The organism is Nocardia mangyaensis (genome assembly GCF_001886715.1).
Classification (GTDB): Bacteria; Actinomycetota; Actinomycetes; order Mycobacteriales; family Mycobacteriaceae; genus Nocardia; species Nocardia mangyaensis.
In genome coordinates this window covers 735028-751839 of the sequence record NZ_CP018082.1, presented here as the reverse complement: position 1 = coordinate 751839, position 16812 = coordinate 735028, and the positions used below count along the sequence as shown (strand labels likewise).

At 64.7% G+C, this 16812-nt stretch carries 15 protein-coding genes and 2 pseudogenes; 9 read left to right on the top strand and 8 right to left on the bottom strand.

Annotation, left to right across the window (positions count from 1 at the left end):
- Positions 1–55: 55 nt before the first annotated feature.
- Positions 56–1759: a hypothetical protein gene (locus tag BOX37_RS03525; RefSeq protein WP_071926378.1), complete on the bottom strand. Its 1704-nt coding sequence runs from the start codon at positions 1757–1759 to the stop codon at positions 56–58.
- 176 nt (positions 1760–1935) lie between these two features.
- The gene (locus tag BOX37_RS03520; protein WP_071926377.1) at positions 1936–2790 is read right to left on the bottom strand and encodes a hypothetical protein; all 855 of its coding nucleotides are present in this window, start codon (positions 2788–2790) and stop codon (positions 1936–1938) included.
- Positions 2791–2995: 205 nt separating this feature from the next.
- On the opposite strand from BOX37_RS03520, the gene BOX37_RS03515 reads away from it, so the two are divergent.
- From BOX37_RS03515 to BOX37_RS33655, 3 genes are all read left to right on the top strand, one after another.
- Complete coding sequence (locus BOX37_RS03515) at positions 2996–3184, top strand: hypothetical protein (protein WP_071926376.1); 189 nt, start codon at positions 2996–2998, stop codon at positions 3182–3184.
- Positions 3181–3774, top strand: coding sequence for a hypothetical protein (locus BOX37_RS03510; RefSeq protein ID WP_156910251.1), 594 nt, complete (start codon positions 3181–3183; stop codon positions 3772–3774). The genes BOX37_RS03515 and BOX37_RS03510 overlap by 4 nt, the downstream gene beginning before the upstream one ends.
- 250 nt (positions 3775–4024) lie before the next feature.
- Complete coding sequence (locus tag BOX37_RS33655; protein WP_156910250.1) at positions 4025–5992, top strand: hypothetical protein; 1968 nt, start codon at positions 4025–4027, stop codon at positions 5990–5992.
- Between the two features lie 329 nt (positions 5993–6321).
- Here the strand turns inward: BOX37_RS33655 and BOX37_RS03500 are convergent, their stop codons facing one another.
- From BOX37_RS03500 to BOX37_RS03490, 3 genes are read right to left on the bottom strand one after another with little or no spacing between them, the layout of a single operon-like run.
- On the bottom strand, positions 6322–7206 hold the full coding sequence (locus tag BOX37_RS03500) for a cytochrome c biogenesis CcdA family protein (protein ID WP_071931155.1): 885 nt from the start codon (positions 7204–7206) through the stop codon (positions 6322–6324).
- A gap of 9 nt (positions 7207–7215) precedes the next feature.
- Complete coding sequence (locus BOX37_RS03495) at positions 7216–7767, bottom strand: protein disulfide oxidoreductase (protein ID WP_071926373.1); 552 nt, start codon at positions 7765–7767, stop codon at positions 7216–7218.
- Positions 7764–8045 (bottom strand): hypothetical protein, encoded by a 282-nt coding sequence (locus BOX37_RS03490; protein WP_071926372.1) that lies wholly within the window; start codon positions 8043–8045, stop codon positions 7764–7766. The genes BOX37_RS03495 and BOX37_RS03490 overlap by 4 nt, the downstream gene beginning before the upstream one ends.
- Before the next feature lie 756 nt (positions 8046–8801).
- On the opposite strand from BOX37_RS03490, the gene BOX37_RS34815 reads away from it, so the two are divergent.
- The 5 genes and pseudogenes from BOX37_RS34815 to BOX37_RS03470 all read left to right on the top strand — a co-directional run bounded on the left by BOX37_RS34815 (position 8802) and on the right by BOX37_RS03470 (position 12761).
- On the top strand, positions 8802–9134 hold the full coding sequence (locus BOX37_RS34815; RefSeq protein WP_206045763.1) for an AAA family ATPase: 333 nt from the start codon (positions 8802–8804) through the stop codon (positions 9132–9134).
- A gap of 66 nt (positions 9135–9200) precedes the next feature.
- Positions 9201–9620, top strand: a pseudogene (locus BOX37_RS34810) (DUF4143 domain-containing protein); the annotation flags it as partial.
- A 205-nt stretch (positions 9621–9825) separates the two neighbouring features.
- On the top strand, positions 9826–10473 hold the full coding sequence (locus BOX37_RS03480; protein WP_071931154.1) for a Uma2 family endonuclease: 648 nt from the start codon (positions 9826–9828) through the stop codon (positions 10471–10473).
- A 74-nt stretch (positions 10474–10547) separates the two neighbouring features.
- Positions 10548–11018 carry a MarR family winged helix-turn-helix transcriptional regulator gene (locus BOX37_RS03475; RefSeq protein WP_206045762.1) on the top strand — a complete coding sequence of 157 codons (471 nt, stop codon included), beginning with the start codon at positions 10548–10550 and terminating at the stop codon, positions 11016–11018.
- 108 nt (positions 11019–11126) lie between these two features.
- On the top strand, positions 11127–12761 hold the full coding sequence (locus tag BOX37_RS03470) for a carboxylesterase/lipase family protein (RefSeq protein WP_156910249.1): 1635 nt from the start codon (positions 11127–11129) through the stop codon (positions 12759–12761).
- Positions 12762–12889: 128 nt separating this feature from the next.
- Here the strand turns inward: BOX37_RS03470 and BOX37_RS03465 are convergent.
- Positions 12890–13518 (bottom strand): annotated as a pseudogene (locus BOX37_RS03465) (HD domain-containing protein).
- A 13-nt stretch (positions 13519–13531) separates the two neighbouring features.
- Positions 13532–14677, bottom strand: a complete 1146-nt coding sequence (locus BOX37_RS03460) for an MFS transporter (RefSeq protein ID WP_071926370.1) — start codon at positions 14675–14677, stop codon at positions 13532–13534.
- A gap of 201 nt (positions 14678–14878) precedes the next feature.
- Between BOX37_RS03460 and BOX37_RS03455 the strand changes: the two genes are divergently transcribed.
- Positions 14879–15505 (top strand): maleylpyruvate isomerase family mycothiol-dependent enzyme, encoded by a 627-nt coding sequence (locus BOX37_RS03455; protein WP_071926369.1) that lies wholly within the window; start codon positions 14879–14881, stop codon positions 15503–15505.
- 41 nt (positions 15506–15546) lie between these two features.
- On the opposite strand, the gene BOX37_RS03450 is transcribed toward BOX37_RS03455, so the two are convergent.
- Positions 15547–16788, bottom strand: coding sequence for a type II toxin-antitoxin system HipA family toxin (locus tag BOX37_RS03450; protein WP_071926368.1), 1242 nt, complete (start codon positions 16786–16788; stop codon positions 15547–15549).
- Positions 16789–16812: the final 24 nt, after the last annotated feature.

The window sequence follows — 16812 nt, the reverse complement described above, 5'->3', positions numbered from 1 at the left end:
CCGCCCGCTCGCTGGTCTGGCCGGGGCTGCTGCACTGATAGGTCACACTGTCACCTCATCGTGCAGCAGACCCATCGGCAGGAAGGGCGCGCTCCATTAGACGAACGATGGTGTTGAGCATGTCCGTGATTCGCGAAACGATCGACTCGAACGCCTCCAAGTTGGTCATTCCCTCGATCCCGAGGGTCGCCCGAGTCGCCCGAGCTTCCGATCCGGCAAAGTGCGCCACGCCGCCCTTCGAGCGGAACTCCCAGAGCTGTCGAAGGATGGCAGTGCAGTTCGACTCGTCACCCAGCTTCTCGGTGAAGCGCTGTAGCAACTTCATCGACTGCTCGCCCTTCTCCGCGTCACCAAGGTAGATCTTCAACGGGGCCGGATTGATGGCATCAATGATCACGATCGGCAGGAGGAGCAGCGACTTGCCGAGCGAGGCCGGATCTTCGTTGAGCGGACCGATAATCGACTCCCACTCGGCAAGGTGCTCCTCCGGAAGCTCGCGCCACAGTGGTATGCCGAGTAGCTCCTCTGACACCTGGGCCGCCGTCTGGCGGACTCGGCGGAGATCACCGGGAAGATCCTTCGAATCGGCCCACTGCCCAAGGAAGTCCCGGCGGAAGCGTCCCTCATCCATCGTTCCTTCAGGCAACACGTTGTGCGCCAGCCAGCGGCCCCACTCTTCCGACGGCAGATCACGTCCGAGATCACCGAGGTAAACCTCTACCAGGCCAGCAGAGTTGAAGCCGATGTTGACGCTCCAGAGGCCGAGACAACTCAAACGGGTTGCCGTGATCCGGTAGGTGGTCGGCTGCGCGGCGTACGGCTCCAACACCTCCCGTTTGAAGTAGATAGGCGTCAGGTAGTGCAACCGGCTGTCGTCACGATCGAAGTAGGTGCCGAGCTCGTCCGGGTCGCAACTGTGCTTGAGGGGGGCGTGGGTATCGGGATTCAGGCCGTGAATGAACTCGGGGTACTCGACGTCGTCGCGGTCGTACTGGTCGAACCGGGGAACTCGGGGACCATGTTGCCCGGTGAGGATGTACTTGCCGACGATCCGAGAGACCGGGTGTCCCATCAATCCGTCCGCGTCCGCCGTGAACCCCAGATACGCCCACTCGTTGTGAAATAGATCATCGACGTGGTCGAAGCCAGCCTCGCCCGAATACCGACTGACGTCAAACTGCATGACGGCGTTCCTACCCACGGCAGCCAGGTACTGGCGGAATTCCAGCGCCCGAACCTCTACTGTCCAGCTGTCTTTCACGCACCGGTAACGGATCAGGCCATGCTTCCGGCCAGCACTGTCGACGTACTCCCAGCCACCGTTGATCTGGTACGCGTCCCAGTACCAGAGGAACGGAAGGGCAATGTCGACAATTCGACGCGATGCTCCTTCTGGACGTCGGACCTGCACGAAAAACTCCAGCTCGGTGCCCTTTTCGGTCACCGCGAGGCCATGCTCGAATCCACCGTCGTGCTGAACCGAGAATGAGCCGAGGCCGCGACCGACCCAATCTGTGCCTTCGAGCACTAGCGAAGTCTCGTGAGGAGTCACCAGGACGCAGTCGCGTCCGTCCGTGCCACCCTCGTCCTGTGTGAACTGATCGATCGTCAGCCACTCGTTGGGCTGGGTTGTGACGGACTGCAGGAGGTCTATCGGCCAGAGTCCTGCCGGTAATTCGGGGTTGGGCTTCTTCCACTGCTCCGCGAGGGTATTGCGGGCGGGAGGCGTTGTGAATCCGGGGATGGATGGCATGCTCACCGGATCAGCGTAGGCGGCAGCACCGACAACAAGACCTCACAACGGATGAAGTGCAGCGCACTGCCAGCAGGTGCACCGCAACCGAGCGCTTCGGAATCTGGCGACAATCCCCCCGCCCATACGGGTCGGTGTCCTGCACCACCGTCGGCGTCGAGTTCCGCCGTCTGTCATCGACGTCACCGTTGGCCCTCGTTGCCGTTGGCGGGTTGACCGTCGTCATCACCGTGTCCTGAATCCTGTTCGGAGATCAGAGCCGCAAGGAGCACGAGCGCGGCGGAGCGAACCTCCTCGGTCTGGTCGCTCTCAGCTCGCGCAAACAGCTCGTTGAGTAGCATTTCGGAGCTGAGCAGGTCCTTGCCGTCCGATATCGAGGCGGTGCGCTTCATGGCCTCCGCGCCGAGCGCCAACAGCGTGTCCAGAATCGAGGCCACAGCTGTATCCAGCGACTCGCCTAGGTGGCGCTGCACTACGCGGTCGAGGAATGCGAGGACCACTGACTGTTCGATGGTCGAGTTCACTTGCTGCTGCCGGTCCCACAGATCGATGACGGGCTTTCGAGGCACTCCGGCGCTGTACGGTTCGAGGTAGCCGCGTTTACGTGCTTCGCTGAGCCAGCGACTGGCGGTTACGGGTGAGACGTCCCAGTGCTCTGCGATGGCTTGACGGGGTGGACGTCCAGCCGCCTCGGCCTCGAGGTAGGTCCAGGCAACCTGAATGTAGTGCTCGCCGGATCGGGACCGTCCGATCTTGGCGATTTGCGTACGCATGTCGCCACGCAGCTGTGAGACGCGCAGCGTTCCCTCGGCCCGCAACGTGCGCTTCACCCGATCGAAAACCAGGCTGAATGGCATCTTTCGTAAATTGGTCTGGTTGATCGGCTGCGGGTTGCCCGGATCTCGCGGCGTGATCGTCAACTGCGTGATCATCGGATTGCCGCCCACCAGACGACCGTGAACCGCATACACCCAGGGACCGTCGACGTCGTCATAGGTGATCTCGACTCCGTCGTTCCCTTGCCCGTCCCCGGTCACCCAGCCCGCGATCTGCGGCCCGTTGCCCCGCGGAACGCTGATCCGCGCTTCGCCGGGTGCATCGTCACCCTCGTCGTAAATGATAATCCCCTGTCATTTTGATATATCGAAAAGCGTAGACGGTGGCAGCCGCACACACCACGCTGGATGTCGACGGCCACAGTGCCGCAAATCCGAAGTCCTAGAGATCGAAAGGCCTTGTCACGTGCCATCCACCACCTCGAACCAGTCCGGTTCCCACCCCGAACCCGGCAGGCTGCCCCTGCGCTGGTTCGTGATCCTCGGAGCAGCAGGCACGGCAGGCACGGTGGTGGGAATGGTGAGCGAAGTGGCCCTTGGAGCGGGAGTGGCGATCGCGCTGATCGGGCTGCTCGACAAGATCCTGGACCGGTGAGAATCTCTGCCACCGCGCGGCGACGCTCAGTTCCCGAGCGGCGCAACGGCGGTGTCGGGCGAGGCACGGGCCAGGCCCGAATCGCGACACGCGGTGATTCGTTCCGCACCGCCGCCCAGTCGGGGTCGGTTGATGTACTAAGCGGTATGCATGAAGACGAGCCGAAAACGCGGACGGCGATGTGGTTCCGAATCCTCGATCTCGAGGATCGGGTGACTCTGCTGGCTGAACCCGATACACCGCTTCCTCCGTCGCTGGTGGCCAAGATCGTGCGTGATCACGGGCCGGTCGTCACCTCGACAACATGGGTGAACAACCCGCAAGACGAGCAGGAATGGCACCTCGCACCGATGCTGGCCGCCGAACTGACTCGGCGCCGCGACCAGCTCCTAATTTGGTGGGACATGCTGTCGGCTGAGCACCGCGCGCTGTTCGTTGAGCACCGCAATGAGCGCCTGCCCGACGGTTATGCGGCAGTGGTTGTCGGAGCATTCGGCGTGGGCACGACCGTGAACGAGGCCGACTCCGTCGAGTTCACGCCCATCGCGCGCGACTTCCTGGAATGGAAGGCCCGCGAACTCGCCACGTGAGAAGTTAGCATGTCCTGCGCTGATGGTCGCAGATACCTCGACGGGCGAAGAGACACCGCACGCACCTCATTTCCGCGCGGGCCCGGTCGTCTGCCGCCACGAAATCCGATTCCCGCGTGCGGTATCGCACACCTCGGACAGCGCATTCCGACCCGAGAGGCCAGTGAAGGAGAGTCGGCACCCCACGGGGTGCGTCGAGAGACATTCTCCGAGCGCGTATTTCACTTGCCCTGGAAGACATACTTGATGCATGGGACGAATGAGCAACCGGAAGGCTGCGCGACGATCCGGCGAAAGGGCACTCACCGAGAAGGAGGAGCTTCGTTCGTCGCTGAAGGCGAACCGGCGTGCGCGACAGGTCGGCGACTCGATTGCCGACTTCGAGCGCGTCTCCGAGCAGGGCCTCGAACGCCTGGCAACGGCACTAATCTCTCGGTACACGTTGCGAATGGACAACGTCAGCCTGCTGCCAGCCAGATATCGGGTCGATTGTTTGTCCTCGATCTGTCCGACGATCGGTGTAGATCACGCATTGAGGAAGCTGGGGATGCCGTTCGATCGTGTTCCTGTTCAGTTCCACGGTGGTTGGCTGCATCAGGTGGCCTGGGGTGTAGACAGCATGATCGCCGCCTGTCGTCTACTGCTGGTCGGTCAGTTTGCGGGTGCCGCAATCATCGTCCGGCAGCAATTGGAGTTGTGGACGTTGCTCTATGCGTCCTGGTCTGGACTGGAACGCCGCAAGGGTGAATCCGTCCAAAGTCTTCTCGCCCGAGTCTGGTCAGCTTTCGATGAAGCCGATGAGTCGAACGGATGGCGCCGAGTAGATCAAACTCTCGGTGATGTCGGCGAGTTCGGCGAGGAACCGGTTACAACTGACGAGCCTGCACTCGACCACAATCATATTGATATCGGTGAAGGCCGAAAGGTTTGCCCGGCGATCATCTATGGATTCTTGAGCGAGTTTATCCACGCAAAGACCTGTACCGAATCGTTCCGATGGGAATCGATAGATCGCCTCGACGAGCGCGCGATGACCTTTCAGGCCGTCGCGGTGGTTCGCTGTATCGAGGAAGCTATGGCGCTATGCATGTTGCAAATCAACATGATCGCTGCAGCAGTCGCGCACGCATACTCACGGCCAGATCTGGCCCAATTCATCTTCGCCGCTCCCAAGCGATTCTCCTGCAAGTCCGAAGACGAAGTCGAAGATCCACATCCATTGACAGCATTCGGACACAAGCACCACCCAACTCCCAGAGGGCCTGTCACGCCTCCGATGCCCGCCCTAGCGCCGTTGTTGCCCCTCCAGGGGTTAAAGCCGGAATCGACGCGTGTCTTGCAATACCTTACCGACTTGTATCGGATGGCAATGCTTGAGAAGAAGAGGCCCGCCGGGCGACTTTATCGAGACGACGAGATAGTGACCTTCATTTTCGCATCACACCGTCTCGGCAGCGCGCTCACAGCACAGACCAGCTTGGCCGACGAGCAGCGGCTTCTCGGGTCCGACTTCGATATCGATGGGCTACATCATCGTGGAACACAGATCACCCTGGTGACCGAGTTCGCTGCGATGTGCGCTCGATGGAGCTTCGGCAATGCGAAGCTCATGAATGCCTGTGCAATGGTGTCTACATCTCTCCGCACGGCGTTCTGGTTATGGCTGGAAGATGACGATCGAGCGATGGCCCTGCTCCGATGCACTTTAGAACAGATTGCGCGAGTTAAGGTCTGGCACACCAAGCCGTCAAAGGCCGAACGCCTAGAGACGAATCCGGCGACTACCCCGCGAGATTGGATCGTCGAGGCTGGCTGGCGTCGCCTTGCAGCATTGAATCGCGCTTTCGGTGAATTCGCTCACGCTCACACCAATCCGCGGTGGGATGGAGCACGGCTGCTGCTCGTCGAGCTACAAATTGATCCCGATTCCGACACCGCGTCACGAACGGGGCGCCGCGCCGCACTCAAACTGATGGCTACTTTGGTTGCACGAACCTGCGTAGAGCTCATCGAGGCCGAGTACTCCGCCACCATCGGTTCCACGGCCAGGCGGTTGTTCGCCGAACACATGGGTTTCGATATGACGCCGGGTGATCGGAGCCTCGACACGATCCTGGACCACATCTGGCAATACCGATCACATCCCCTCGTCCAGACTCCATATCCGATAACCACGATTGAGCAAAAAAAGAGTCAAACTCCCGGAGATCCCAGATAAGGACTCAAACGGGACCCGATAACCAAAGGGCAGTCGGCTTCGATCATCATTTGACCTAGTGATAGCCTCAGGTCACATGCGTTCCCATCTTGGATGTGCCCGTCGTGGTCACATCCAAGATGGAAACCCGAGCAGGATCGGCACCGGCCATCCGAGATCGCTAGATCGTGTAGGAATCCGCTATGCCCAGGCGTTTTCCGGTTGCCCATGTTTGCGTGTCCTGCCGAGGGCACCAACCTGCGACCGCAGATTTCAGCAGGTCAGCACGTTTCCAAGTCAACGCGCTTCCGCGCGAGGCAACTGCTGGACGTAAAGGCCCAGGTGTCTCCTTACTCCCGATCGCTGGTCGCGCTCGAAATCTTGCTGCTCTTTCGTCGGCGACGGAGTCCGGCCGCACCGACAACGAGCACCATCAATGCGGCGACAACGGCCAGCAACGTCACCGCGCCGATGCGCTCGACCGCATCGGCCAGGATCTGCTGGATCCAGGCCGCGCCTTCGATGACCGGATCGTCGGCATCGGTGGCACCGGCGAACAGTCGCAGTTCGTACACGCCGTAGTAGGCGACATACACCCCGGCGACCACCATCAAGACTCCGCTGAGGCGCGACACATACGGCAGTACTTTGCGCATCCTCGTCACCGCCTGAGCACCCGCGAGGGCCACCACGAGCGCCAGAGTGCCCACGAGCAGCGCCATTCCAGCGGCATAGGCCAGATAGGCCGCGATGCCGCCGAGGACCGAGCCGCTGCGGAAGGTCGAACTCGTCACCGCGAGGAACGGGCCGATGGTGCACGACAGCGAAGCGACCGCGTACGCGATGCCGTAGCCCAGCATCGACCCCAGTCGGGCGGTGGGGGCTCCGCGCCCCGACTTGGGCAGCAGCACGACCAGTTCCCGCCCCGTCAGCAACCAGACGCCGAGCCCGGCCAGGGCTACCCCGATCAGCACGGTGACGGCGGGCAGATACCGCTGCACCATCGAGGTCAATGGTGCGATCAGCAAGCCGAAAGTTCCGAATACGAGCAGGAACCCCGTGGCCATCGCGGCGGTCGCGGTCACCGCCCGACCGAGGGCAGACACACGAGTGCGCGCGCCCTCGGTGCCGAGCACCACCAGTGTCAGGTAACTGGGCAGCAGCGCGAATCCACAAGGATTCAACGCCGCGACCAGACCGGCCGCGAACGCGAATCCGACTGTCTGACTGTTCATCTCATCCACTCAGCCGCGATCGAGCTGCCGGATCCAGGTGGCCAGCTCCGACTCCGAGAGGCTGCCTCGGAGCACGTCGACGCGTCCGTCCGCACCGACGAACGCATAGGCGGGCTGTTGAGTGACGCCGAAGCGCTGCCACACCGTGCCATCGACATCGGCGAGATTCGGGAAGAACCCGAGGTCGTATTTCGCGACGAAATCGCGCATGGCGGGCTCGGAGTCCAACGCCGCCACCCCGACGAACCGCACATCGGTGTGCGCTTTCGCCGCATCGGCGATCCCCGGCGCTTCCCGCTGACAGGTCGGGCACCACGGCGCCCAGAACCACAACACCGCGGCCTTACCCGCCAACGACTCCCCCGAGAATTCGGCGCCGTCGACGGTGGTCGAGGTGAAGCGCAACTGCTCGGGAACCGCTGCGCTCTGCGGTCCGCTCGCCGGCCCCGCTGGAGCAGAGGCAGGCACAAGCGGTGCCGGAGAGTCGTTGTCGCCCGCCCCGCAGCCCACCGCGAGGATCGCGGCGACCAGCAGGCCCGCAGCCATCCGTCCGATCTTCATGAATCAATCTCCTCATCGTCGATCGGCGCGCACGCCGAAGCTTCACAGTGAGCATCGCAGCAACTCACCCTGCCCGACGAGCACAGGCGAGTTGCCGCGAAGACGCGGGCTGAGCGGGTACCGGGTCGGGCCGCGAGCAACAGACCCAAGGCGCCACCGAAGAGCAGGCGCTCACCCAGGAAGGTCGGATACCCGACCATGCTCGCCATGTCGGCGATCGAATCGCCGATGGAGGGGATCCGCAGATTGGGGACCCTGTTGTCGAGGTCGTCGACCACGAACCGGTCCCCGGCATCAAAGCGTCGGGAAGCCGTGCGAGAGTTGCGAACACGTGAATTTCACCCCCTCCGAGCTGTCGGCGCCCCGACAGCTCCGAGGATGCCGTGAGGACCTCATCGACCAGTGCCGTCATCGCTGGCCCGTCGATGGTGGCGGCCTCGACCACGACCGGCTCCGCGTAGAACGGCTCCGGCTCCCTGCCCGAGACGTTCAGATACCAGTAGCGGTCGGCGAATTGCTCCACCAACCACAGGCCCTCGACCTCCTCGATGACGGATCGGGCGACACCGAACTCCAGGGGAACGACCCAGCCCCGTGACACCTCGATACCGCTGCCACCGCATCATGCGCTGCTTGTAGCTCGAGGTTCTGCGGGGACAACGCGGGTGCAGACGGCCACTCGAGGTCGAGCCCGAACTCGAGGCTGTAACCCGACTTGTAGATGTCATGCCCGGAGTTCTCGACCAGCATCGGGTCATCGTGGCGTACTTCCTGCTGAGCCGGTTTCCACTACTCAGGGGCTCACCCGCTGGCATTCACCGGCCGAGCCTTGTCGTCGACCCGTGGTTCTCAACCACCTCCGCCTGGTCGGGCACCGCGACGGCGATACCAATCGATGAGCTCCGGCAGATCGACGCCGCAGCATTCGGCAGATCGGCGGAACAACCTTCGGCAGATTGACGACTCGGGGTAGGATCGCGACATGCATCAGGGCCTCTGAACTGGTAAAAGAGGCGCTCGAAGACACGCGAGTCGTGGTCATCAACGGCGCTCGACAAACCGGGAAGAGCACCCTTGCTGAGCAATGCCTGCGTGGATCCTCGGATGTGACCAAACGCTACCTCGACGATGTGCGGACCCGCACGTCCGCAGCCGCCGATCCGGCAGCCTTTCCCGACGTCCCCGGCACGATGATGATCGACGAAGTACAGCGCGTCCCGACCTGTGGCTGTCGATCAAACATGCCGTTGATCGCGACCCACGGCCCGGCCATTTCCTATCCGCCGTACCGCACCCCGACGACGCGCCCAGTTCTTCAGTTCCTGCCTCGACGACATCATGAGACGCGACGTGCATCAGGTCGCTGACATCCAACGAGGTTCCGACATGCGTCGCCTCGTCGCTGCCCTGGCCGCACAGACCAGCGGACTGCTCAACTACAGCCGGCGCCGAAACTGACCGTCACCGATTCCGGCCTCGCCGCCCACCTCCTGACCGGTATCACCAACGACGCGGCCACCGGCGCCATCGTGGAGACCTTCGTACTCGGCGAACTGACCCGCCAACTCACTTGGAGTACGACAATGGCCAGGCTGCACCACTACCGGGACGGCGACGGCTACCAAGTCGATGCGATCCTCGAGGACAACGCAGGCCGCGTCGTCGCGATCGAAGTCAAGGCCGCCGAAACCATCCGCACCGATGATTTCCGGGGCCTGCGCGTCCTCCAACGCCGACTCGGCGACCACTTCCACGCCGGTTTCGTCGCCTACTGCGGCGACCGGCAACTCCCCTTCGGAGACGGCATGTCCGGCGTCCCGATCAGCGCCTTGTGGACGACCCCGCCCGTGTGAGCTTTGATGGCCGACGGAAAGTTCGCCGATCAGGTCGGCGGCGGCGAGCCGAAGGTCGCGACGATCTCGGTCGCGCGACCACCCCAACAGAACGCTACACTCAGATCGAGTAGTGACCAGCTATGACCAGGCGTTTTCCGGTTGGTCATGTTTTGTGTGCCCTGCCGAGGGCACCAGAGTTCGTCTGGCGCGAGGAGGGATGACGATGTCGAATCCGTCAACGGAGCTTCCCCACCTGCCCGATCGGATGACCTGGGCCGAGTTGAACGCCCTGCCCCCCGACCAGTCGGAACGTATCGAACTGGTCAAAGGGCATCCGGTCTGGGTTCGCACCGGCCCGCCAGAGCACCAACGCTTCGCTACTCGCCTGCGCAACGCACTGGAGAACGCCGCGCGACGCAGCATGAAAGCCCTCCCCGGCGAATGCTGGCAGGTGGACACCGAGACCAATGTCTTCCTGAGTCGTACCAAGGACGACTTTCTGACCCCGGATTTCATGGTCTACCACTGTCCCGACGAACCATGGACTCCCATCTTCGCCGAGGACGTCGTCATCGTCGGCGAAGTGCTGTCCCCGTCCAACCACATCGGCCAGATGCTGACCAAACAGGCCCGCTATGCCGAAGCCGGGATCAGCGAGTACTGGGAGATACTCCTGGACCGCGAAGGTCGCCGCATCGACACCATCTTGACCTACGTCCTGGCGACGCCCACCGACCTGCCGACCGGAGTCACACCGCTGCGGCCGCGCCAGTACGCACTCGTCAGCGAGTGGTCTCCGACCGTCCATCCCCAGATCGAGCTGGGCCACCCCTTCCCCCTCACTCTGAACTGGGCCGACCTCGAGTACTGAACTGCTACCGGCGATCGCTGGACCGTTCCCGCATGCGGACAGGCGGGTGCTAGCGGTCCGGGCAGAATGGGCGGGTGGACATTCGCACCGACCGCCTCGAATCCATGGCGCTGGCCCCGCTCGAGGCACAGCTCAGTGCCCTGCTCGGGCCGCTGCGACGGGCGGTTCTGCGGCGGACCCGGGCCGCGGAGGGGCTGCCCGATCTTCCCGAATCGCAGATCGAGTTGCTGCGGCTGCTCGTCGCCACCGGCGGCTTGTCACCGAGCCAGGCGGCGAGGGAACTCGAGGTCGCGCAGTCCACCATCAGCAACCTTCTTCGAACCATGACGGCGGCGGATCTCATCGAGCGCCGCCCGCTCCAGGCCGACGGACGCGGGGCACTGCTGGTGGCGTCGACGCGGGCGCGCGGGCTCCTCGATCGCTACGACCGGGCCAGTGCCGCACTGTTGCGCGAAACCCTGGACGGATTACCTGCCGATGACCGACGCGCACTCGAGTCATCGCTTCCGGCGCTGCGGCGTCTACTCACCGCCTTGGGTTCGTGAACGCGACGCGTTGCCTCCCCGACGATCTCGCCCGAAAACGCCCCCATTCCCTGACGGCCCCACCTACGATGCTTTTGTTTCAAAAGTATATCTACTGTGGGAGTGCACATGCGGATCGTCACCGCCATCTCCGGGCGTCGATGGCCGGCGCGGATTCTCGCGGTCGCCGGTGTTGTCGGACTGGCCAGCGCGCTGGTATTCACCGCGCCCGCCCCGCGGGCCGCACCCGGTGACCAGGCCACCGAACTGACGACGACCGTCACCGGCGGCGCGATCCACGGCATGCGGTCCGCGGGCATCATCCAGTATCTCGGCGTGCCATTCGCGGCCTCGACCGCGGGTCCGCACCGGTTCGCCCCGCCGCAACCGGTGCCGCCGTGGGAGGGGGTTCGCCCCGCCACCGCGCACGGGCCCCAGTGCCCACAGTCGGCACCGCTGCCCCATGTACCCGCGTTGCAGCCGTCGAGCGAAGACTGCCTGACCATCGATGTCTATGTGCCCGAACATGCCTCGGGGACAACACTTCCCGTCATGGTGTGGCTCTACGGGGGCGGGTTCGTGCTCGGCTCCAACGCCCAGTACGACTCGCCCGCCCGGCTCGTCCGGGACGGACAGGTGATCGTCGCCATCCCCAACTACCGGGTCGGGCCGTTCGGATTCCTCGCCCTGCCCGAACTCGCCACGGACGACGGCGGCATCACCGGCACCTACGGCACCCTCGACCAGCAGGCCGCACTGCGCTGGATCCAGGACAACGCGGCCGCGTTCGGTGGAGATCCCGGCAACGTCACCCTTTTCGGCGAGTCCGCGGGTGGGATGAGTGTGTGCACGCAGCTCGCCTCGCCCACCGCACGCGGCCTCTTCACCAAAGCCATCATCCAAAGCGGCGCCTGCGCCCGCAGCCCCCTCGTGCCGCCGACCGTGGACCGCGCCTACCAGCGATCAGCCGACTACGCGTCGAGCCTCGGCTGCGGCGATTTCACCACCCGGCTTCGATGCCTGCGCGAAATGCCGGTCGACCGGCTGCTGAGCTCCCCGACCACGATGCTGAACACCATGGACGCTACGTGGACTCCGGTCCGCGACGGGGTGGTCGTCACCAGCACCCCGGAAGACGCCCTGGCCACCGGGGTGGCCAGGGCGATTCCCCTCATTGTCGGCAGCAACGCCGACGAAGGCGCGACCTTCGTCGCACTGCTCGACTACGCGCGCGGCGCTGTTCCCACCGCGGCCGAGTACCTGGACTGGGCACTGAGTTCGTTCGGCGACCACAGCGACCGAGTCCTCGCCCGTTACCCGGTGGCCGACTTCGACACTCCCGCCGCGGCCAAGCAGCAGGTCATCACCGACGGCTTCTTCGCCTGCCCCGCGCTGTTCACCACCGAAGCGGCCCGCCGTGGTGGCGGCCAGGTGTGGCAGTACCGGTTCAACGACGCACCGCTGGGTCAGAATCCGTTGCTACCAGGCGCCTTTCACGCCGCGGAGATCCCCTACGTCTTCTCCGCGCTGATGGGCGTGCCGATCCCGCTCCCCCCGGACGCGGACCGGCTCTCCCAGCACATCCAGCAGAGCTGGGCGCACTTCGCCCACACCGGCAGCCCGGAAACACCCACCCTGGCACCCTGGCCCACCACCACCCCGACCACGCTCGAACTCAGCCGCGACCGCATCGCCCTGAGCGATTCGTTCTCCCCGGCGCACCGATGCGATCTCTGGTCGACCATCAGCCAGATCGGCTGGTGAGCGCATCGGTGTTCCTGGACAGCCGAGGCCGAATCAGGAAGGAGGCACCGTGCCACTTCCCCTCGACGGTGACCCGGCTGAACTTGGCCACGACCAGCCTCGCAGCCACACTCCGACACCGATTGGCACTACTCGGACCAGGGGGAGTTCTGAATGACCTCGACGAAGTCACCGCGGCGGAAGCCCGGGACGAAATGAGTCAGGACATCGGCTTTGACATTGCCGAAGGTGGTGTCGGGTCGGTCGGGGAGGCCGTCGGTGAAGGCGGCCAGGATCTGGCGTTTGAAGTCGGGGCGTGGATGTTCGGCGAGCACCGCTGCGCGCTGGTCGGCGGTGATCGCGTCGTAGCCGATACCGAGCACGTCGAGTTCGACACCACGGGTGACCAGCGCGATCTCCGGTGCCATACGCAGCGGGATCTGCGGCGTGGTGTGCAGGGCGATACCGGTCCAGGCCAGCTCGGCCAGGGAATCGGCGATGCCATGGGCGCGCAGGAAGCGGCGAGCCTCATCGGCGCCGTCGATCTCGAAGCGCTGGTGGTCGATTCGGTAGTGCTGGGTCAGGCCGAGATCGTGGAACATGGCCGACACGTAGAGGATTTCGGGATCGTAGTTCAGGCCGGCGGCCGTGCCGCGCAGCTCGCCGAAGTAGTAGACGCGCCGTGAGTGGTGGTAAATCAGGGGCTCGCCGCGGCGCGGACCAGCTCGGTGGCCTCGGCGACCAACGGGGAATCCGGAATCGACGGAAGATCGGACATCGGGTGGTTCCTTTCAGACAGTGACCGGCTCGCGGCTGCGCACCGGGGTGATGAGGACAGTGGCGGCGATGGTGAACACCAGGCCGAGGGCGAAATAGCCGCGGTAGCTGTCGGTGAGGGCGTGCACGGCGGCGGCGACGCCGAGCCCAGCGGCCGCGGCGAACTGGTGGATCACCCAGGCCGGCGCGAGCGTGCGGCCCATCCGCACCGGATCGAGGCCGCGCGACAGGATCGCCATGGTCAGCGGGATGACGGGGAAGGAGGCGATGCCGAACAGGACAGCCACCACGATCAGGGCCTGCCCGCCCGGCACGAACACCGCGGGCAGCAGCGCGGCCAGACGCACTGAATACAGCACTTGCAGCAGCGATTCCGGTGGATAGCGCCGCAGCAGTCGCGCCATCACCGCCGAGGTCAGCCCGGCAGAGAGTGCGGCCACCGCCACGAGCCGGCCCGCACCGGCCACCGACCAGCCCTGATCCACCGCGTGTTTCGGCAGCATCAGCACCACTACGTACAGGGTCGACGCGTGTAAACCGAACGACACCAGCACTTTCCACCGGCCAACCAGCGACTGCCTCGCGCCGGCCTGGGCGCCGGCCCGCTGATCGGCGGGTAACCACAGCCACAGGACGACGGTGGCGGCCAGGCCGATCGCGCCGAGCAGGGCGAAGGTGCCCCGTACGCCGATGGGATCGAACAATGTCGTCGCCACCCACGGCGTGATCAGCTGGCCCACGTTGATGCCGATCGCGGCCCGCGCCACGGCGGGTCCGGCCTGAGCACCGTGCGCCCGCCCGAGCAGGGTTGTCACGGTGAGCGTGGACGAAGCGGCGAAGCCGAGGCCGCCGAGCACCATGTAGGCCGTGACGAATTGCCAGGTCGTAGTGACCGTCGCCAGCACCAGATAGCTGCTCGAGATCAGGGTGAGCCCGCCGATCAACACGTGCTTGGGCCCCAGCCGATCGAGCAGGCTGCCGATACCCGGCTGGGCGAGTCCGGTGACCGCGGTGCCCAGGGCGGCGGCCACCGCCAGTGCGTTCGCCGAGATGCCGTACGCGGCGGCGGTCGGGGCGAAGAACACGCCCATGGTGAAGTTCAGTCCGAACGACACGGTCATCGCCGCCAGTCCGGCCCAGGCGAGATTCGCTCCGCGCACAGCCACAACCCACTAACTGTCTATGAGTATTTCATCGGTTAGAACCGGGTCGCGCCGAGTTGTATTCCGGCGCCACGGAAATCGACCTTGCGATGGCGAGTTCGCCTGTAGGCGCTGCGCAACGTCGAGGGCGGTCTCGTCGCCGCAGGCCCGCTGGGTGCAGGATCATCACTACTTCCGCTGATCGACGAAAGGAATGCCATGTCCGACGTCTGGCCACTGGTGCACGCCGAGCGGTACGCGCTGATCGAATACCTCGAAGGCATCGACGAGGCGCGCTGGGACACCCCGTCGCTGTGCCCGGGGTGGACCGTGCGTGACGTAGTGGCCCACCAGATCTCGACCGCCCTCACCACCAAGCTCGGCTTCCTCCGCGGAATGATCGCCGCCCGCTTCGATTTCGACCGGGACAACCGCAACGGCGTCGAACGCGAGCTGGGCACGGCGGCGCAGATGCTCGCCCGATTCCGTGCGGTCGCCGACCGCACCTCCGGCCCGCCCGCACCGGCGGACACGCGACTCGTCGAATCCGTGGTGCACGGCGAGGACATCCGCCGCCCGCTCGGCACCGTCGGCACCTACCCGATCGAGGCGATCGATCGCGCCCTCCGACTCCAGGTCCGTACCGGAAAGTCGATGGGTGGCGCCAAGGAACACGTCGCCGGCCTGCGCCTGATCGCCGACGACGCCGACCTCACCCTCGGGGACGGCCCCGAGGTCACCGGACCCGCACTGTCGCTCCTACTCGGCGTGAGCGGACGCACCACCGCGCTGTCCGAACTGCGCGGCCCCGGCCTCCCCGAGCTGACCGCACGGTTGAACGGCTGACGTCCATGGCCACGGGTGGAAGCTTCGGGTCCTCATGATCCTCATGGCCCAACCCAATGGCGCCGAACCCACAGAGCTTCGAGCTTGTCGGAGACCTGCTCGGCGCCGGGCGGCAGGTCGATCGAGTGCGCGGCGTCCCACACCCTCGCCATCACGGACCGGACCGTTTCCTGCGCGACTCGCGGCGCCAGCCCCCACGAACGGGCCTCCGCCACGAGATCGGCTTCGTCGACACTCTCGATGCTGGTGCGCCCGTTGATGATGTGGCCCGTCCCTTTGAATCGAGGGTCCAGATACATGACCGGCGCGGAGTCATACAGTGGCGCCAGTGAAACTTCGCCGCGGCGGCCGAGCAGCAGGGAGTAGTTCTTCGAATGGGCGTCACCATTGCCCATGATGACGTTGAAGGTCACCGCCGACAGCAGGTCGACGCGGAACGCTTGGGGATCGATCGCACGGTCGGCCGCCACGGACGCGAGGCGGCCCAACCTGGACCCGAGGCGTTCGGATTCAGCGGTACTTTCATACTTCGCGTCCGGGTCCAACCCGAGCGCCTGACAGAAATCTTCTTGGTGCAGCCTTCCTCCGTCGTGGGTCCGGTCGTAGCGGGCAACAACGAGAGCGCTCCGCCCGTCGAAGGATTCGACAGCGGTCTGGGCGGCACCGAGACCCGCAGAACGACCGACAGACATCGCCCAATGTTCGGTCTGAATGAGATGCGGCACCGCCGCACCACCCAGCGGTTCAGGCTTGATGATGTGTGACGACACCGCCCCACCTTCGGGCCACCCCCAGGAACCATCCGGTCGCGCAACCAGCAACACCTTGTCCTGAATTCCGGCCAGCGATGCCTGTGGCACCGCCCCCTCGGGGAGGTGGTAGGTGGGGAGATCGGCCACGAGCCGGTTCACCTCGTCGTCGGCGAGCTCCCTGATCGTCCCGGCCGACGGCTCTTCGCCTTCGGGGAGGAATTGCACCGCACCCGCACATTCAGCCCCAACTGCTCGTAGAAGCTCCAGCTTGTCGATGACCGTGACCCCGAGACTCGCCGCGAGATGGCGGCGGAGATTCCCTTCGGGGAGAAGCCCTTCCAAGAACGCGGACACTGGTCGACCACCCGCCCCGCTCTTGTCGACGACCGCCTTGGTGCCGAAAGGCAATGCGAGCGAAAGTACCCGCGCTCCCTGGCCGAAAACATCCAGCGCTTCGTCGGTGAACTCGAGCTTGTATCGGTAGGTGCCCGGTTCGGTGAGGCGAGCGACGCGATGCCCGTACAACCACATGTCCAGACCGGGGGGCTTTCTGCG

What these genes read in the sequence shown, in the direction of transcription:
- BOX37_RS33655 (WP_156910250.1), top strand. Translation starts at nt 4,025, where the DNA reads ATGGGACGAATGAGCAACCGGAAGGCTGCGCGACGATCCGGCGAAAGG.
- BOX37_RS03500 (WP_071931155.1), bottom strand. Translation starts at nt 7,206, where the DNA reads ATGAACAGTCAGACAGTCGGATTCGCGTTCGCGGCCGGTCTGGTCGCG.
- BOX37_RS03495 (WP_071926373.1), bottom strand. Translation starts at nt 7,767, where the DNA reads ATGAAGATCGGACGGATGGCTGCGGGCCTGCTGGTCGCCGCGATCCTC.
- BOX37_RS03480 (WP_071931154.1), top strand. Translation starts at nt 9,826, where the DNA reads ATGTCGAATCCGTCAACGGAGCTTCCCCACCTGCCCGATCGGATGACC.
- BOX37_RS03470 (WP_156910249.1), top strand. Translation starts at nt 11,127, where the DNA reads ATGCGGATCGTCACCGCCATCTCCGGGCGTCGATGGCCGGCGCGGATT.
- BOX37_RS03455 (WP_071926369.1), top strand. Translation starts at nt 14,879, where the DNA reads ATGTCCGACGTCTGGCCACTGGTGCACGCCGAGCGGTACGCGCTGATC.
- BOX37_RS03450 (WP_071926368.1), bottom strand. Translation starts at nt 16,788, where the DNA reads ATGTGGTTGTACGGGCATCGCGTCGCTCGCCTCACCGAACCGGGCACC.